Origin of the sequence: Atopobium sp. ICM42b (assembly GCA_000564995.1) — a bacterium.
In the GTDB taxonomy this organism is placed as follows: domain Bacteria; phylum Actinomycetota; class Coriobacteriia; order Coriobacteriales; family Atopobiaceae; genus Lancefieldella.
This window is the reverse complement of sequence record JDFH01000025.1, coordinates 1-15,731: the sequence shown is the minus strand read 5'-3', so window position 1 is coordinate 15,731 and position 15,731 is coordinate 1. Positions and strand designations below refer to the sequence as shown.

At 43.4% G+C, this 15,731-nt stretch carries 12 protein-coding genes; 7 read left to right on the top strand and 5 right to left on the bottom strand.

Translation table 11 applies throughout. From position 1 onward, the window contains the following. The first annotated feature begins 16 nt into the window (after nucleotides 1-16). The 4 genes from ruvC to HMPREF1493_RS06185 are packed head-to-tail and all read left to right on the top strand — an operon-like array spanning nucleotide 17 to nucleotide 2,626. Nucleotides 17-520, top strand: coding sequence for a crossover junction endodeoxyribonuclease RuvC (gene ruvC, locus HMPREF1493_RS06200; protein WP_035428717.1), 504 nt, complete (start codon nucleotides 17-19; stop codon nucleotides 518-520). Then, nucleotides 517-1,149 (top strand): Holliday junction branch migration protein RuvA, encoded by a 633-nt coding sequence (ruvA, locus tag HMPREF1493_RS06195; RefSeq protein WP_035428716.1) that lies wholly within the window; start codon nucleotides 517-519, stop codon nucleotides 1,147-1,149. The genes ruvC and ruvA overlap by 4 nt, the downstream gene beginning before the upstream one ends. Beyond that, nucleotides 1,149-2,216, top strand: coding sequence for a Holliday junction branch migration DNA helicase RuvB (ruvB, locus tag HMPREF1493_RS06190; RefSeq protein WP_035428715.1), 1,068 nt, complete (start codon nucleotides 1,149-1,151; stop codon nucleotides 2,214-2,216). Before ruvA ends, ruvB begins: the two co-directional genes overlap by 1 nt. Nucleotides 2,217-2,230: 14 nt before the next feature. Next, on the top strand, nucleotides 2,231-2,626 hold the full coding sequence (locus HMPREF1493_RS06185) for a hypothetical protein (RefSeq protein WP_035428714.1): 396 nt from the start codon (nucleotides 2,231-2,233) through the stop codon (nucleotides 2,624-2,626). 81 nt (nucleotides 2,627-2,707) lie between these two features. Here HMPREF1493_RS06185 and HMPREF1493_RS06180 read toward each other — a convergent pair whose 3' ends face one another. Together HMPREF1493_RS06180 and HMPREF1493_RS06175 are read right to left on the bottom strand one after the other, a co-directional pair. Beyond that, nucleotides 2,708-4,957, bottom strand: a complete 2,250-nt coding sequence (locus tag HMPREF1493_RS06180; RefSeq protein ID WP_035428713.1) for a L,D-transpeptidase family protein — start codon at nucleotides 4,955-4,957, stop codon at nucleotides 2,708-2,710. Nucleotides 4,958-5,005: 48 nt separating this feature from the next. Continuing rightward, nucleotides 5,006-6,760: a hypothetical protein gene (locus HMPREF1493_RS06175; protein WP_035428712.1), complete on the bottom strand. Its 1,755-nt coding sequence runs from the start codon at nucleotides 6,758-6,760 to the stop codon at nucleotides 5,006-5,008. 345 nt (nucleotides 6,761-7,105) lie between these two features. Here HMPREF1493_RS06175 and HMPREF1493_RS06170 point away from each other — a divergent pair, with 345 nt between their 5' ends. Further along, entirely contained in the window at nucleotides 7,106-7,309 is a 204-nt protein-coding gene (locus HMPREF1493_RS06170) for a cold-shock protein (protein ID WP_012808976.1), read from the top strand. Nucleotides 7,310-7,396: 87 nt separating this feature from the next. Here the strand turns inward: HMPREF1493_RS06170 and HMPREF1493_RS06165 are convergent, their stop codons facing one another. Continuing rightward, nucleotides 7,397-8,059, bottom strand: coding sequence for an HAD family hydrolase (locus HMPREF1493_RS06165; protein ID WP_051485331.1), 663 nt, complete (start codon nucleotides 8,057-8,059; stop codon nucleotides 7,397-7,399). A gap of 113 nt (nucleotides 8,060-8,172) precedes the next feature. Here HMPREF1493_RS06165 and HMPREF1493_RS06160 point away from each other — a divergent pair, with 113 nt between their 5' ends. Beyond that, nucleotides 8,173-10,839 carry an N-acetylmuramoyl-L-alanine amidase gene (locus HMPREF1493_RS06160; RefSeq protein WP_035428711.1) on the top strand — a complete coding sequence of 889 codons (2,667 nt, stop codon included), beginning with the start codon at nucleotides 8,173-8,175 and terminating at the stop codon, nucleotides 10,837-10,839. A gap of 100 nt (nucleotides 10,840-10,939) precedes the next feature. On the opposite strand, the gene HMPREF1493_RS06990 is transcribed toward HMPREF1493_RS06160, so the two are convergent. Both HMPREF1493_RS06990 and HMPREF1493_RS06145 read right to left on the bottom strand, forming a co-directional pair. After that, nucleotides 10,940-12,360, bottom strand: a protein-coding gene (locus HMPREF1493_RS06990) for an IS3 family transposase (RefSeq protein WP_156921405.1) whose coding sequence is annotated in 2 segments (ribosomal slippage) — nucleotides 10,940-11,793 and nucleotides 11,793-12,360 — 1,422 coding nt in all. Because the reading frame shifts where the segments join, the coding sequence is not laid out codon by codon here. A gap of 109 nt (nucleotides 12,361-12,469) precedes the next feature. Then, nucleotides 12,470-14,740 (bottom strand): tetratricopeptide repeat protein, encoded by a 2,271-nt coding sequence (locus HMPREF1493_RS06145; protein ID WP_232215532.1) that lies wholly within the window; start codon nucleotides 14,738-14,740, stop codon nucleotides 12,470-12,472. Between the two features lie 171 nt (nucleotides 14,741-14,911). Here HMPREF1493_RS06145 and HMPREF1493_RS06140 point away from each other — a divergent pair, with 171 nt between their 5' ends. Next, entirely contained in the window at nucleotides 14,912-15,622 is a 711-nt protein-coding gene (locus HMPREF1493_RS06140) for an HAD family hydrolase (protein WP_035428727.1), read from the top strand. Nucleotides 15,623-15,731: the final 109 nt, after the last annotated feature.

The window sequence follows — 15,731 nt, the reverse complement described above, 5'->3', positions numbered from 1 at the left end:
TATATTAGGAGGTGCAATGGTAATTCTTGGAATAGACCCTGGTCTTGCTCACACTGGATGGGGAATTGTAGAGACAAGGGGTTCTGAATGCCGTGCACGCGCCTATGGATGCATAACTACAACCGCAGATGAACCAATAGATATGCGCTTGGGAAGAATCTATAACCAGATTGTTGAGGTTATAGATAAGTTTTCACCAGAAGCTCTTTCTATTGAGAGCATTTACTTTGGACAAAACGTTAAATCTGCTATTCCTACTGCACATGCTCGCGGTGCTGCTATTGTCGCTTGTTCTAAAGCAGGTCTTACGGTTGGAGAATATACTCCAATGCAGATAAAGCAAGCTGTTGTTGGTACAGGAGCTGCTGATAAACAGCAGGTTATGTATATGGTTCAAAACATATTGTGCTTGGACCATCAGCCTCATCCAGATCACGCGGCTGACGCTTTAGCTGCTGCAGTTTGTCACGCTAATCTTGTAAGAACCACCTCGCTTGGAAAGGGAAGAATACAACTATGATTGTCCAGCTTACGGGCACACTTGTATCCGTTACTCCTTCAGTTGCTGTTCTCGACGTTAATGGCGTTGGGTATGAGCTGGGTATATCAGCTTCAACAGCTGCTTCGCTTCCACAAGCGGGTGAAGCAGGCGTTACCGTTTTAACTCGTATGGTGGTCAGAGAAGATTCAATGGAACTCTTTGGTTTTGCTTCGCGAGAAGAGCGTGCGCTCTTTGATCGCTTGCGTGCAATTTCTGGAGTAGGTCCAAAACTGGCTCTTTCTGTGCTTTCTACGTTTACACCACAGCAACTTGCGGTAATTGTTGCTACTAATGATGGAAATCGTCTTAAGAGCGTTTCTGGCCTTGGTAAAAAGAAGGCAGAGCGCTTAGTAATTGAACTTTCTGATGTGTTTGCAAAAGATGCAGAGCTTAAGCAGCTTGTTGGTCTTACGTCTCCTGCAGACTTTACTGCTATTCCAAAACCTGCTGTAACCTCTGTAGAATCAGAGGCTATTGAGGCTCTTCTTGGAATGGGCTTTACTTCTCAGGAAGCAACTCTTGCTCTTGAGGGCTATGAAGAGGCTGGTGCTATTACAATTGAAGCTGCTATTGGTTATGCACTAAGGCGTTTGGGAAGTGGTAATTAATGTGGGAAGCAGATGCAGATAACCTATTTGAGTCGTCGTCTACTCCAGCTCCATTTCCAGGACACACTTCTCAGCGTGTAGTTTCTAGTGGGCTTCAGGCAGAAGACCTGGAGCAAGATAGAAACTTGCGACCAAAAACTCTTGATGAGTATCTTGGTCAGGAGCGTGTTAAATCAAATCTCCGTGTTCTTATTGAGGCAGCAAAAAGTCGTAATGAGCCGCTTGATCACGTTATTTTTTCTGGCCCTCCAGGCCTTGGCAAAACAACGCTTGCAGGTGTTTTAGCGGGAGAAATGGGCTCAAAACTTCATACAACCTCTGGCCCCGCAATTGAGCGAGCAGGAGATTTAGCAGCAATTCTCACCAATCTTGAAGAGGGAGATATCCTCTTTGTTGATGAGATTCACAGGCTTAATCACCAGGTTGAAGAAATTTTGTATCCAGCAATGGAAGATTTCTTCTTAGATATTGTTATTGGCAAAGGTCCTGCGGCAAGGTCAATCAGGCTTGATATTCCACGCTTTACTCTTGTGGCTGCAACAACAAGAACCGGACTTCTAACTGGTCCTTTGCGCGATCGTTTTGGTATTTCTTATCGTCTTGATTACTATACTGTTCCTGAGCTTCAGACTATTGTTATGCGCTCGGCAAACATCCTTGATGTAGAAGTTGATGAGCAGGGAGCTGCTGAAATTGCTTCTCGATCAAGAGGCACACCACGCTTGGCAAATCGTCTGTTAAAACGCGTACGAGATTACGCACAAGTTAAAGCTGAAGGTACTATTACCTGGCAGGTAGCCTCAGAGGCGCTTTCATTCTTTGAGATTGATGAGCTTGGTCTAGATGTAATGGACGTGCGTGTTTTACGTGCGCTTTGTGAGACGTTTAGAGGTCGTCCGGTTGGTCTCACAACCATTGCAAGCGCAGTCTCAGAGGATCCATCTACACTTGAAGATGTTTATGAGCCATATCTTTTGCAGCAAGGACTTATTATTAGAACACCTCAAGGTAGACAGGCAACGCATGCTGCATTTGATCACTTACGTATTCCTGTTCCTACTAACTAGTAGATTGGAACAAAATGCTTCAACGAGATTACATTTTGGAAGTAATCGATGACTTTACTTCAACGGTCACAGCAGGTTTGGGAAATGCTTTAGAGACTCAAACTGAAGAGTCACTCGATGGGGTAGAGGCAGCTGTTGCAGAGCTCATTGATTTGAGCCCAGAGACTGCTCTTGCGCTTTCGCCAGACTCTCTTGTAACCATGATGTTGCTCTCCGGCGTAGCTGATTCAGTTGCAGAGTATGTGGTGTATGCACTCGATAGGCTCTCTCACGTTTATGAGCAACTAGGAGACGGGGATAAGGCTGGTCTCAGAAGACAGCAGGCAGTAGCGGTTGCACAGTCCTTCTCGGTAGATCAAAACGCTACTCCAGAGCAATTTAAGGATTTTGAAGCAAAGTATTTTGCGTAACCTCATTTTATAAGCTAACAAATAAACCCCAGCTCAATATGAGTTGGGGTTTATTGCTATAGAGCTTCATGTTTATTTGGATTACCAAATAACAATCTTAGTTCCATAAGGAATGTTGTCATAAACCCACTTAGCATTCTCTGTTGCAAGACGTACGCAACCGTGGGAACCGTTGTATCCAAGCCTACCATCACGGACGGTATAACCGTCGGAGTTATAGAGAATGGAGTGAATAAGATACTCACCAGAAATGGTCGTGTAATACCAGCATCTAAAGCCAGAGCCAAAGTAAAGACCCTTGTTACCTACGGTAAATTGACCATGAGGAGTCCACATGCCTGGTGCTCCTGTAGTGCACTGCCATTCGTACCAAACAACCCAGTTGCCGTGTGAGCCCCTATATACAGCAAAGCGATTGCCGGTAGTATCAATCTGGATGAGCCAGTTAGTAGCACTGTAATAGTTCTGCGCATAACGATACATGTCGGGGTAGTAGCAAGGCTGCTCCTCCATGGCGCCATCAGCAGCTGACCAATACAGTTTTCCACCCCAGGATACATAACCAGTTTGCATGGAACCATTATTACTGAGATAGTAGTCCTTGCCGTTATCTTTAATCCATCCGGTTTTCATCTTGCCGTCAGAATCAAGGAAGTACCAACTGCCCTTCGAATTAATCCAACCAGTTTGTTTTTCTCCATTGGAACTAAAATAATACCAAGTTCCATGAATATTAAGCCATCCATCTGCTGGTGCACCATTAGAAAGATAGTAAAAATCTTTATTGTTTTCTTTTATCCAACCTGTCTTAATTTTATGGTCAGCTCCAACATTAATGGTCAATCCTGGAAGATGTACCGTTCCTGTTGGCTGTGAACCGTCATCTGTAGAGAAGACTCCTTCGGGAGAAATGAATCCAGTCAGCACTCCATCTGGACCTGCCCAACGTTTTACGCCATTTGAAAGAGTAACCCATTCATTTTTTGCTAGACCATAGCTTTTATCAAAGTAGTAATTCTTTCCATCAATTGAATGCTCACCAATATAAGCAGCGTGATCAATGGAGTTCGGATTAAAATACCAGGTCTTATTGCCAGGAGTAGTAAACCATCCAGAGACAAGCGCGCCGCTAGATTGAGCCCAGGACAAATTTCCGTCTGGTAGGGACACCCAATTACTTGAAGTCATACCAGCATTTTCATCAACGTAATATGAACCGCTAGGAAGTTGGAAAAGTCCAGTTTTCATGCGATGAATTGAGTCTTCTGGATCGAAGTAAAACCATTTACCATTTGGGAAATGTTTCCAACCTGAATAGAATGAGCCATACGTATCTACCCAAGACCATGAACCATCATCATTGTGAATCCAACTATTTCTAAGGATTCCATAGTTTTCATCGAAATGATAATATGTGCCGTCAATTTCGACGTTGCCAATAAGCGCTGGATGCTGTGGAACAGATGGATCAAAGTACCAAGTTCTACCATTTGGTGTGTTAAACCAACCAGAGGCAAGAGCGCCATTTTTTTGAGCCCAAGCCCACTCACGAGTTGGTAGTTGAATCCAACTGTTAGAAATCATACCTGCATATTCATCAATGTAATATGAGGTACCAGAAACCTGAATTGTTCCAATTAACATACGATGACGAGGTTCTTCTGGATCAAAATAGAACCACTTGCCGTTAGGCATATGCTTCCATCCAGAATAGTAAGTACCATCTTCAGTTGCCCATGACCAAGAACTTGCCGAACGATATACCCATCCATTTGTTACAAGTCCGTTTGTTGAATCAAAGTAATAAAACTTACCATCAATTTCAACTTCACCGAAGATTGCCTTATGCTGCGGGTCAGTTGGATCAAAATACCAAGTTTTTCCATTAGGTGTTGTGTACAAACCCTTGACTGCATTACCGCTAGCATCTACATAGTGCCAGCCAGAATCATCTTTAATCCACTGGCTTGTGACAAGTGTTCCATCTTCTTTGTAATAGTGGAATTGGCCGTTTTCTTGTCTCCATCCAGAAGACTGAGGGGTTGGCGAAGTATTCTCTGTTGGAACAGCAGGTGTCTGGTCTGTTGTTGGAGTTGTTGTTGGTGCTGCAGGTGAGGTAGGCTGAGAGTTTTCAGGTGCTGTAGGAGAAGTATTTTCAGATGTTGCAGTAGTTTCAGTTGTTACAGCAGGAGCATTTACTGCGGATGTATCAGCAGTCTCTGCAAAAGCAGGAGCAGCGTGGAGTCCGCAAAGTAGAGCTGTACTCAACGAAGCAATCGCAATAAGCTTCTGTGTAGAAGGTCTGTAGGAAAAACGCATCTTCTTCTCCATTGTTTTAACTCCAATAAATCCAGGTAATAAAGAGCAGTTCAAACTAATTTAGTGCTTATATGAGGTAAGCACTCCATCTGGTCCAGCCCAGCGTCTTACGCCATCGGAACGGGTAATCCATTGATTGCGAGCAAGACCATATCCTGCGTCAAAGTAATAGTCTTTACCATCAATAGTGTGTTCTCCAGTATAAGCAGGATGGCTTGGCTTTGCTGGGTCAAAGTACCAAGTCTTGCCATTTGGTGTGGTATACCATCCTGAAGCAAATGCGCCACTTGACTGTGCCCATGCCCAACCGCCTTCTGGGAGCTGTACCCAATTATTAGCAGTCATTCCAGCAGACTCATCAATATAATAAGTTCCACTAGAAGTTTGGATGACACCTACAAGCATACGGTGATAAGGGTCTTTTGGATCAAAGTAGAACCACTTGCCATTAGGCATATGCTTCCAGCCTGATTGAAGCGCCCCACTCTCTCCAGCCCAAGACCAAGAACCATCAGCTCTATGAATCCATCCATTTTTCAGAAGACCATAGCCTGAATCAAAATAATATGATTGACCGTTAATTTCAGTCTCACCAATTATTGCAGGATGCTGCGGATCTGATGGATCAAAATACCAAGTTTTGCCATTAGGCGTGGTGTACCAACCAGAAGCAAATGCACCGCTCGACTGTGCCCAAGCCCAACCGCCATTAGGGAGCTGTACCCAACTGTTAGCGGTCATTCCATTATTTACGTCAACGTAATAAGTTCCGCTGGAAATAGTGAAGACACCTTTCTTAAGCACAGGGAAGCTGTAAGTAGTGTAGACAAAATCCTTATTAATCATAGGGAATTCTGTTTCACCAAAATAGAACCACTTACCATTTGGCATGTGTTTCCAGCCAGAATAAACAGAGCCTACTGTTTCAATCCAAGCCCATTCACCATCATCACCACCACCGATCCAACCATGGGTAACAAGGCCATTGCTGTAATCAAAGAAATAATATTTATCATCAATATCTATTCCGCCCATTACTACTTCATTGGAATGTTTTGGGTCGGCATACCAAGTTTTGCCATCTGGAGTTTTAAACCAGCCAGAGACAGCAGCGCCATCTGGACCAGCCCAGTACCAAGCTTCTACACCGTGGCCCATATTTACCCAAGAATTTCGTAAAAGTCCTGTCGAAGTATCAAAGAAGTACAGCTTTCCATCGACCGGAGCTGATTTAGCAATAACCGGAGGACCCGACCTAAAATCTCTAGTTAAATACCAGGTTTTACCATTAGGATCAGTAAACCATCCTTCAATAAAACGCCCATCAGCTCCGGCCCAGCTCCAACCTTTATCTGTTTTAACCCAATTGTTTTTTATCAAGCCGTTATCTTTATCTACGTAGTAGTAAACATATTGATTATCAGGCGTTTTTTGGTCAAAATAAATTAATCCGTATCGAGCGTATGGAAAAAAATTTGAATTAAAATACCAGGTTTTACCATCAGGCGTAGTATAGAAACCAGATGCTGCAGCTCCAGTTTCATCTACATAATATTTATCATCGCCATAAGTAATCCACTGACTTTTTAGAATAGTTCCATCTTCAGTATAAAAATATACCTTTCCATCAACTTCTTTCAATTTTGGATAATTGGATTTAGAAATTGATTCAGGGGCACTTACTGTGGATGTATCAGTAGTTTCTGCAAGAGCAGGAGCAGCGTGGAGTCCACAAAGTAGAGCTGCACTCAACGAAGCAACTGCAATAAGCTTTTGCATTGAAGGCCTGCTGGACGAACATGTCTTCTTTTTCATTGGCATATCCTTTTTTGAAGGGATAACTTTCTATATAAATAATAGTTTGATATGCCTGTTATTGTTCTCGTAAATTAATCCTATACAAATTCTCTATCTTCTATGAAAAAATGCTCAACTAATGAGATAAAAATCGTTTAATAGCAGATATATCCATAAATAAATGCTGGAAAACAGCTTGATTACCTGTGGCTCTTCCGGTAGATGGTGTAAAAACCTCCATGAGTGGTTTCTCGCCACATAAGTTGTTGATTAAGGTTATTATATTCCACGTGACGAAACGTCACGGTATCGCGCTCCACAGGCGCAGTTTTGCCCTGCGGGGCTAAGAAAGAAAGGCACGAAATGGCTCAGGGTACTGTAAAGTGGTTTAATCCAGACAAGGGTTACGGCTTCATCTCTCGTGAGGATGGCGACGATTTGTTCGTACACTTCTCCGAGATTCAGATGGACGGATTCAAGACTCTCGATGAGGGTCAGCCTGTCGAGTTTGAGATTACCACTGGCCAGAACGGTAAGCTCCAGGCTTCTAGCGTCCACAAGATCTAGTACTTGCGAACACTACCATCAAAAGGAGACCTTCGGGTCTCCTTTTTTGTTACATCGCTATTTTTACAGTTACAGTAACCAAGAGCTTTAATACCAGTGCTTGATGGTAAGGTCAGCAAGTTCAGAGAGTTTCTCGATATCTTGATGCTCATCATCACAATTAACAGCACAGGTGATAAGGCCAACAGAATTTCCTGTCTGAAGAGCCAGTGGGATGTCTTCAAACAGAATTGTTTTCTCGGCTGGAGCATTAAGGCGTTTAAGGACCTCAAGATACAGATGAGGTTCATCTTTTGCAGATCCAACATCTGCTGCAAACACCTGAGTATCAAACAGAGTGGATAGATGTAAACGAGGCTCAAGAAGAGCAAGAAGCTCCGGCTCGTTGACAGTTGCCAATGCAGTAGGGATGTCTTTTTCTTGTAGCTTGCCAATAAAATCAACAACACCAGGTCTAAGCTGCACGGAGTTTACAAAGAAGCTTTTACTAAGCTCTTTCCACTCGGCAACAATTTCTTCTGGATCTTCCTTTAGCCCATAGGTGGCAATTGCCCATTCGGCTCCCCTTTCAAATCCAAGAGGGGAGAGAATCTTGCCAATTTCTGGAGTGTAAGGGATTCCTCGCGACTCAAAAAACTTCTGGTCAACAAGCTTCCAAATATGGTGCGTATGAGCAATAGTGCCATCAAAATCAAAGATTGCTGCTTCAAAATCGGTTGCAAGAATATCTTCGAGTGTCGAGAAAATCACAGAGTTCCAATCAAGTTGCGGTGAGCTTGTGTTTTTTATTGTTGACGTGCCAGTCTAGTGTAAACTTTTAGCAAGTATGAAGAGGAGTAAACCAATACTTTTCGGAGGACCGCATGAAACGCAGCTTATTTAATACTCGCGGTAAATTGCTTGCTGTTTTGTTCTTTATTGTCGCAGCATTGTTTGCAACAACAGTTCAAAACGCATATGCAACTACCTACACAACTATGGATGCCCAAGGAAACATTATCCAGAGTGAATCACTAAAAGATGCCGTAGCACTTGCTCGTGCAACTGGCAGACCTATTGCGCTTGACCCAGGTCACAGTGATGGCCTTGAAGGCAGAGATCCAGGTGCTACCTACTTTGGACTCAAAGAGGGAGATCTGGCTTGGGCAACTGCCATGTACGCCAAGAAGTATCTGGAAAAATGGGGTGTACAGGTTGTTGTTGTTCGTGGAGAACACGAGGATCCATCGATCAAGACGCGCGTACAGCGTGCTGTTGATGCAAACGCTTGTGCCATCATCTCGCTTCACTACAATGCCGGCCCTGCATCTGCAACTGGCTCAGAGGTACTTGTTCCTCATAAGGTAAGCTACAACTATGACCTTTATCTCTCCGGTCAAATTTTTGCCGGTAAGGTTAACTATTACCTCAGAAATAAAGTTGGTATTGTTACCCGCGGTGACGGTGCAACAGAACGTGGCTACAACGACCAATACGGAACAGACTATTACGAGAACGGCGACGAGTCCGATTATTACGGTATTGTTCGCTATGCTCGTCAAAAGGGAATTCTTGGCGTAATTATTGAGCATCAATTCATCTCTAATCCAGCACATGCCGCTGAGTTTAAAGACCTTGGCGATAATTCCAAGGTTGACTACATTGGCTGGGCAGATGCATGGGCAATTTGGGAAATGTATAGCTCTGATACCTGGTGGAGCATGAGCAGTGTTTCAGTAGCTCAAAAGGATAACGATGTCACTTTAAAGCCAGTTCTTACTGGCGTAGTTACTGACGCAACATTTACTTACAGCTATGTTGGTCCAGACGGAACAAAGGTAACGATTGCATCTAATACAACGGCAACTTCGTCTACCTTTACGCTTCCTGCTAGCGGCCGTTACACCCTGTATATCACAGCAAGATCTTCTGATGGTCAAGAAGTAACCCGTCAGACAAATTATGACGCTAAGATTAAAGAATCCTATGGCTGGCGCAGAGCTGCTGAAGGATGGATGTATTCTGATGACAACGGCACTGCTTACGTAAGCAGATGGCTTAAAGACGATGATGGCTGGCATTATTTTGATGCTAGGGGAATTGCTGTTTCTGGCTGGTTTACTACGCCAAATGGTAAAGTTTGGTACTTTGACGCAGCTGCAACTCATAACGCTGCCGCTCTTGGCCAGAGGACCATTTCAGGCAAGTCTTATTACTTTGATGAAGTAAATGGCCTTGTAAAGAATAATTGGATTCACTGGCCTGACGATTCTTGGTCATGGGCAACAGAAGACGGCTCATTGCAAGCCGGTTGGAAACGTATTCCTAACGGTAAATGGTTCTACTTTGATAGTAATAACAACTATCGAGCCACCTTTGGCTTAATGTCTGATGGCTATCAGAAATACTATATTGATGTTGATCATGGTCTTATTTCTGGCGGCTGGATTAGCCTTGCTGATGGCAATTGGGCATGGGCAAATTCAGATGGCTCTCTTTATGTTGGCTGGAAGCATATGTCCAATGGTAAGTGGTTCTACTTTGATGAGAATGCAACTTACCCACTTATGAAGACCGGCGTTTTTTCTACTTCTAGTGGCTCGTATTATGTTGATGTAAACAATGGTATGACCTCTAATGGTTGGGTTGCCTTGCCTAACAATATTTGGGCATGGGCTCAATCAAGTGGCGCCTTAGCCTCTGGTTGGTTTAATACTCCAAATGGCAAGACCTGGTACTTTGATCCAACTACTACTGAGCACGGCGCCCTCTTTGGTCTGCAATCAATCAATGGCTCATATTATTATTTCGACGAGAATAATGGTCTGCTCCGTAACCAAGACATCACGCTTTCAGATGGCCGTGTTGTACATGCAGATACATACGGTGTTCTTAACATTAAGCCTACTGATACCAATAACGGTAGAGGTGGAAACGTTGACGGCAATAATGGTGGAGATAATAGAGACGCTAACAACACTCCAGCTGATGACGGTTCTCCAATTGAGCCAACTCGCGGTAATTTCTCTGATCGCACCAGCATTCTTGGAGCACCTCTTGTCACTAAAGAGGACCTTCAGCGAGATTTCAACAATCGCGTAGGTTCTGCTTATCCAGCTGTCTATGCCGAGAAGGGCGCTGCAACAGGGACCGATTTTGTAAACCAGCTATGGCAGGCTGCCATTGACGAGGGAGTTCGTCCAGAACTTCTCTATGCACAGGTCATGATTGAGACAGGTAACCTTCGCTTTGGTGGCGATGTCCTTCCTGAGCAGTGCAACTTTGGTGGTATGGGTGCAACTGGAGACGGAAAGCGTGGACTCTCATTTGATACCGTTCTTAAGGGACTACGTGCACAGGCTTTGCACCTTCGTGCATACGCAGGCTATGAGCCACTGACCGTTGATCCAAGCGAAGCACAAAAGGTTGACCCACGCTACGGAGCATGGATTCTTGCTAGGAAGGCAAACATTATCCGCAAGCTTGCTGGAACGTGGGCAATGGACAAGAACTATGCTGTAAAGCTTGTTCGCGTAATGAATGAGCTGTAAAAGCCACAGCACATTGTGCAAAAGGAGTTCCGAGAAATGATGTGACCCCCAAAAGTTAGACTTTTATAGCGTAGCAGTTTATATGACTGCTACGCTATTTTTATGCAGCCAAGAGTCTAAGCCTGTATTGTACTGGACTTAGCCATCCTAGTTTTTCTTTAATTCTTTGTTCGTTGTAATACTTTATGTATCGTTCGATTTCTGACTTTAGCTCATCGTAGCTATAGTAAATAACGCCATAATAGATTTCTTGTTTAAGCAATCCAAAGAAGTTCTCCATAACGGAATTATCATGACAGTTTCCCTTACGAGACATACTTTGAAAGATTCTTTCTTCCTTAAGACGGTGAGAGTATGCTTTCATTTGATAAGCCCAGCCTTGATCTGAGTGGAAAGTTCTTCTGTATTTGCAATCGGATGTTATTTCAATAGCCTGTCCCAATGCATCCATAACATTTTTTGCTGAAGGGTGTCTGTCAATTCCATAGCTAATAATTTCACCATTACACATATCCATGAATGGATCTAGATAAAGCTTATGCATTGTCATGTGACCTTTAGCAGTAATCTCATAATACTTAAACTCTGTAGTATCTGTTGTAATCTTCTGATGTGGTATATAGGTATTAAATCGTCTCCTTATGCGATTAGGAGCAACCGTTCCAACTTTACCTTTATACGAACTGTATTTACGGCTTTTTCGAATGAAAGAAGTAACCTGTAGACCAAGCTTCTGCATTATACGTTGTACTTTCTTTTTGTTTACACAGTAGCCTTGATTTTGTAATTCTCCAGCCACTCGACGATAGCCATAATCCTTGTGAGTCTCTCTGATTTGAAGAATCTTCTCTTCAACTTCTTTGTCAGGGTTTTCTCTATCGAATCTTTTCTGCCAGTACATATATGTTGCTTTAGGCATACTTATATAAGAGAGAAGGTCTTTTAGTTTGAATTCTCCTCGGAGGCTATTGATGACGAGCGCCTTTCTCTCATTTTTGCCTCGTCCTCTAAACGCAGCCTCCTCAGTTCTTTTAAAAAGGCATTTTCAATTCTTAGCTTAAGCAGTTCATCTTCTAATTCTCTAATATGTTCTGCACTGGTATCAACTATTCTTTCTTCTGCTTTCTGAGCTTTACTATCTATCTTAGGTTTATCCAATGTTTTCTTTCGACCTTTCCTGTGAGATTTTAAAGCGTCAGGACCGGCAGCACGAAAGTGATTAACCCAGTTAGCAATCATGCTCGGATTGTTTATACCTTCTTGAATTGCCAAGTCTTGATATGAAATTTCACTTGATAGATATAGTTCTACAACAGAAATCTTCTTCTCGAAAGAGTATTTTGTTTGTTTACGAGACCGCATTAATCCTTCATCACCGAACGCATTGTATGCATTAATCCATTTGCGTAGTTGTGAGTTAGAACCAAGTCCATATTTTTTAGAAAGATATGGCATTCCACCTTTGCCATCCAAATATTCTAAAACGACTTTCTTCTTGAATTCAAAACTATGTTTTGCCATAAAAAATACCGACCTCCTAATCGTTAGATTTTGGTCTAACTTTTGGGGGTCGGTACAAAATCGGAACTCCTTTTTATGCCAATTCTTTGTGAGTTTGAGTTGAGTTATCTTATCTGTCAGGCTCTCCTTCAATGGAGTTGAGCATGTCAAAGTAGACGTCGTCTTTGGTCATAATACCAAGGTTCATCATGAAGTTCTTAGCCACACTAAAAAGCTCTGCATCAAGCGAGGCTCGCGTACCATCCAAGAAAATAGTAGAGACTTCATCTGTTGGAGCAATAGGAATTTGATTTTCTATGAGCGTGGCGTAAATCTCATCATCGTTCATATCTTCGCAGCTAAACTCAGGCTCACTTTGCGCGAGAATTGCTGTCTCGGTACCAATAATAAATGTAGCTCCTGGTAAGAACTTAAGAGCAAACTGATAACAGGCTTGGGCGGCTTTCAGATGCCTGAGTCTCCATTGGAAGAATGCCATGCGATAGTAGCCAAACCCAATACTCTCGGGGTCATGCGCAAGTAGCAGGAGCTTCTTGAGTTCATCTGCTGCAGCTGTAATATCTAGCGACTCTTCAAGACAGTGGGAGAGGTGTAGCCTTGCACTCATGCTAAGAGGAGCAATCTCAACAGCCCTTCTCGCGTGCTGGAGAGCATTTTGAGTTTGTCCTTGGAGCGTCTGAGCAATAGATATCAGAAGGTGCGCCTCAAAGTAAGACATAGGAGCTAGACGAGTGTTTTTCTCGGGATTAGAGAGAATTCTGTTGTAAAGTACGCGATCAACGTAGTTCATAAAGACGCGCCACTGGGTAGTGTCTGTGTCTGTGTAGGTGTTATTGCCATCAACGGAGTCCAGCGCTTCACGTAGGAGCAGTTCTGCATCTTGATAGTTTTTCTCGCCAATAAGGCGCTGGGCCTTAGTAACCGCCAAGGAAAGAACGCCTCCGTCAACAAACTCTTCTGAAATAGCCTCAAAGTCATCTTCTGCAAGCGTGCCCTTAATAAAGCGAGAAACCACGCGTTCTCCCGCTGCTCGCACCGTAGGATCGGTAGAGTTTGCGGTATACGACAAGATGGTGCGGACGTTTTCTTCTGTAGAAGAAGAGAGGTTGCGCAAAATTTTGGTGATAATTTCTTCTCGCGCCTGACCTTCATCAATAGAAAGCCCCGACACTTCATCGGTACCTAATGCATGAGCTGCGACGCTATCAAGGCGTTTTTGAGACGATTCAACAAAATCGTATCTACTGGGTGGGCAGAAAATCTCATCATCTAAGGTAAAGAGTGGATGAACCGCATGAAGAATGCCATCTGCCTCGTCAATTTGCGCGTTCCAGAGCTGATAGACAGAAAGCGGATTAGTCTCTTCTGTAATGTTTGTATCTTCAAATTGCTTACGAGTAATGTGGAACGAGAAAAGACAAGCATGTAGCTTGTTTGTATTGCATATGCCAGAGAGCCATACCTCGTTAATCCTCTTCGAGCTTCTAAAAGCACTTGCGGTGATGAGCATACCAAGGTGTAAGTTGTAAACAGTTGCCGCACGGCTGAGGTCATCAAAGGTTGCTTCTTTGACACTTCCATCTGCGCCAAGAAAGCTTCTTGGGAATTGCTCTGGAAGGGCCAGGTGTACCCTAAAGGCGGCAATTCCCTTGTGTACGTTGGTCCTAAACTCTGTGACAAGACGCTGAGATAGACGCAGGCTTTCAATGTGTAGAGAGATGGCTTTGCGGACAACCCATTCGCCATCTTCTTGGGTGCTTTGAGTGGTGGCGCAGCGGGGGCGAGATTGCTTCATCATGGTAGAAACAATCTTTTTTTCAAAAGCAAGTAGGTCAAGCTCAGATGCCATATTTGCATCAAGAAAGTATCGCTCTGCAAAGAGGGCAGTGTTCAGTGCGCTTTCAATAGTAAGGAGCTGAATCTTCTGTTCAAAGGAAAGTGTTTTTTGATTAGCACGCAGATAAAAGAGGCCATTGGTACGCAGACGTACCACACGGCAGGGAATAGTGATATCTTGCACGCCAAGGACGCCGGCATCTTTTAGTCTCTGAGCTAAATGCAGTTCAAAATCACTTGGCGGGATGGCAACAGATCCACCTTTTCGGTGAGAATCTTTTTCACGCAAAAACGCTGTAGTCACAAAATGTTTGAGCACTTCTAGAGGGGTGGTCGACTCCGTAAGTGTAAGAGAAAGCGCTTCAATATTGAGCTTTGTATGCCAACCAGTCTGATCAATAGAACCAACATGTTGATTATTTTGAACAGTGTCTAGAGACTCATCAGGCAGAACGTCTGTATTGACGAGAGACGGATAGAGTTTTCCAAGCCTGTTTCTTCCAGGTTGCTTAGCTTCTGGATTATTTTCCTGACGAGTCATCATACACCTCCCAAGTTAGGCATACTGATTCATCTATAGTTAACTATATACCTTTGCTGGTGTACGACATTTCAGCTGTCAATAGTTAATTCGGCAGGCGAGAAGAAAATGTCATTGACTGGTTAGTTTTGCGCCATGAACGGTATACTCACATACGTAGATGATTGGATTGACATGGCAATAATGCAAAACGCAACTGATACAAATAAATCGCTGGTAGCTTCTGATGTAATTTCAGATCTGCAGAAACGTTCGCTTATTATTTTTGATTTTGATGGGACTATGGCAGACACGTTGCCCACCATTGTTTCTACCGCAAAGATGGCAATGACAGACTGCGGCCATACAGACTTTATCGAATCAGATCTTAAAAAGCTTGTAGGGCCACCGTTTCCTTATGCGTTTGAGCTGGTCTTTGGCTTAAGCCATGAGGATGCTGTTACGGTTACTAAACGTTACCGTGAGCTTTATGTAACTACAGGAAAATGGCCACTCTTTGAGGGTATGAGAGACCTCATCGATGACCTTCATGCCGCAGGTAAAAAGGTTGCGGTGGCAAGCTCAAAGAATCAGCCTATGCTTGAAATGGGCCTTAGGGATAACAACCTTATTGGTGTTCTTGATACCTATGCTGGAAGAATAGATGAGGCAGCAACTGATAAAATCACTGCTATCGCTCACGTTATGCTCCAGCTTGGCTTTAATGCTTCTGAAAGCGTTATGATAGGGGACCGCCGTTTTGATATGGAAGCAGCATTCCCAAATCAGATTCCATGTATTGGTGTTTTGTATGGAAAAACCACCAACAAACAGGAACTTATTGATGCAGGTGCAGTTGCAATTGTAGATACCGTAGAAGATTTACACCACGTTCTTCTCGCCTAAGAATCGTTACATACACAAAAAACGCCTTATCGCTAAGATGTGAACTACCTCCCATTTCTTGGACATAAGAAATGGGAGTCAGTTCAAAACACACCTAAGTCAGATAATC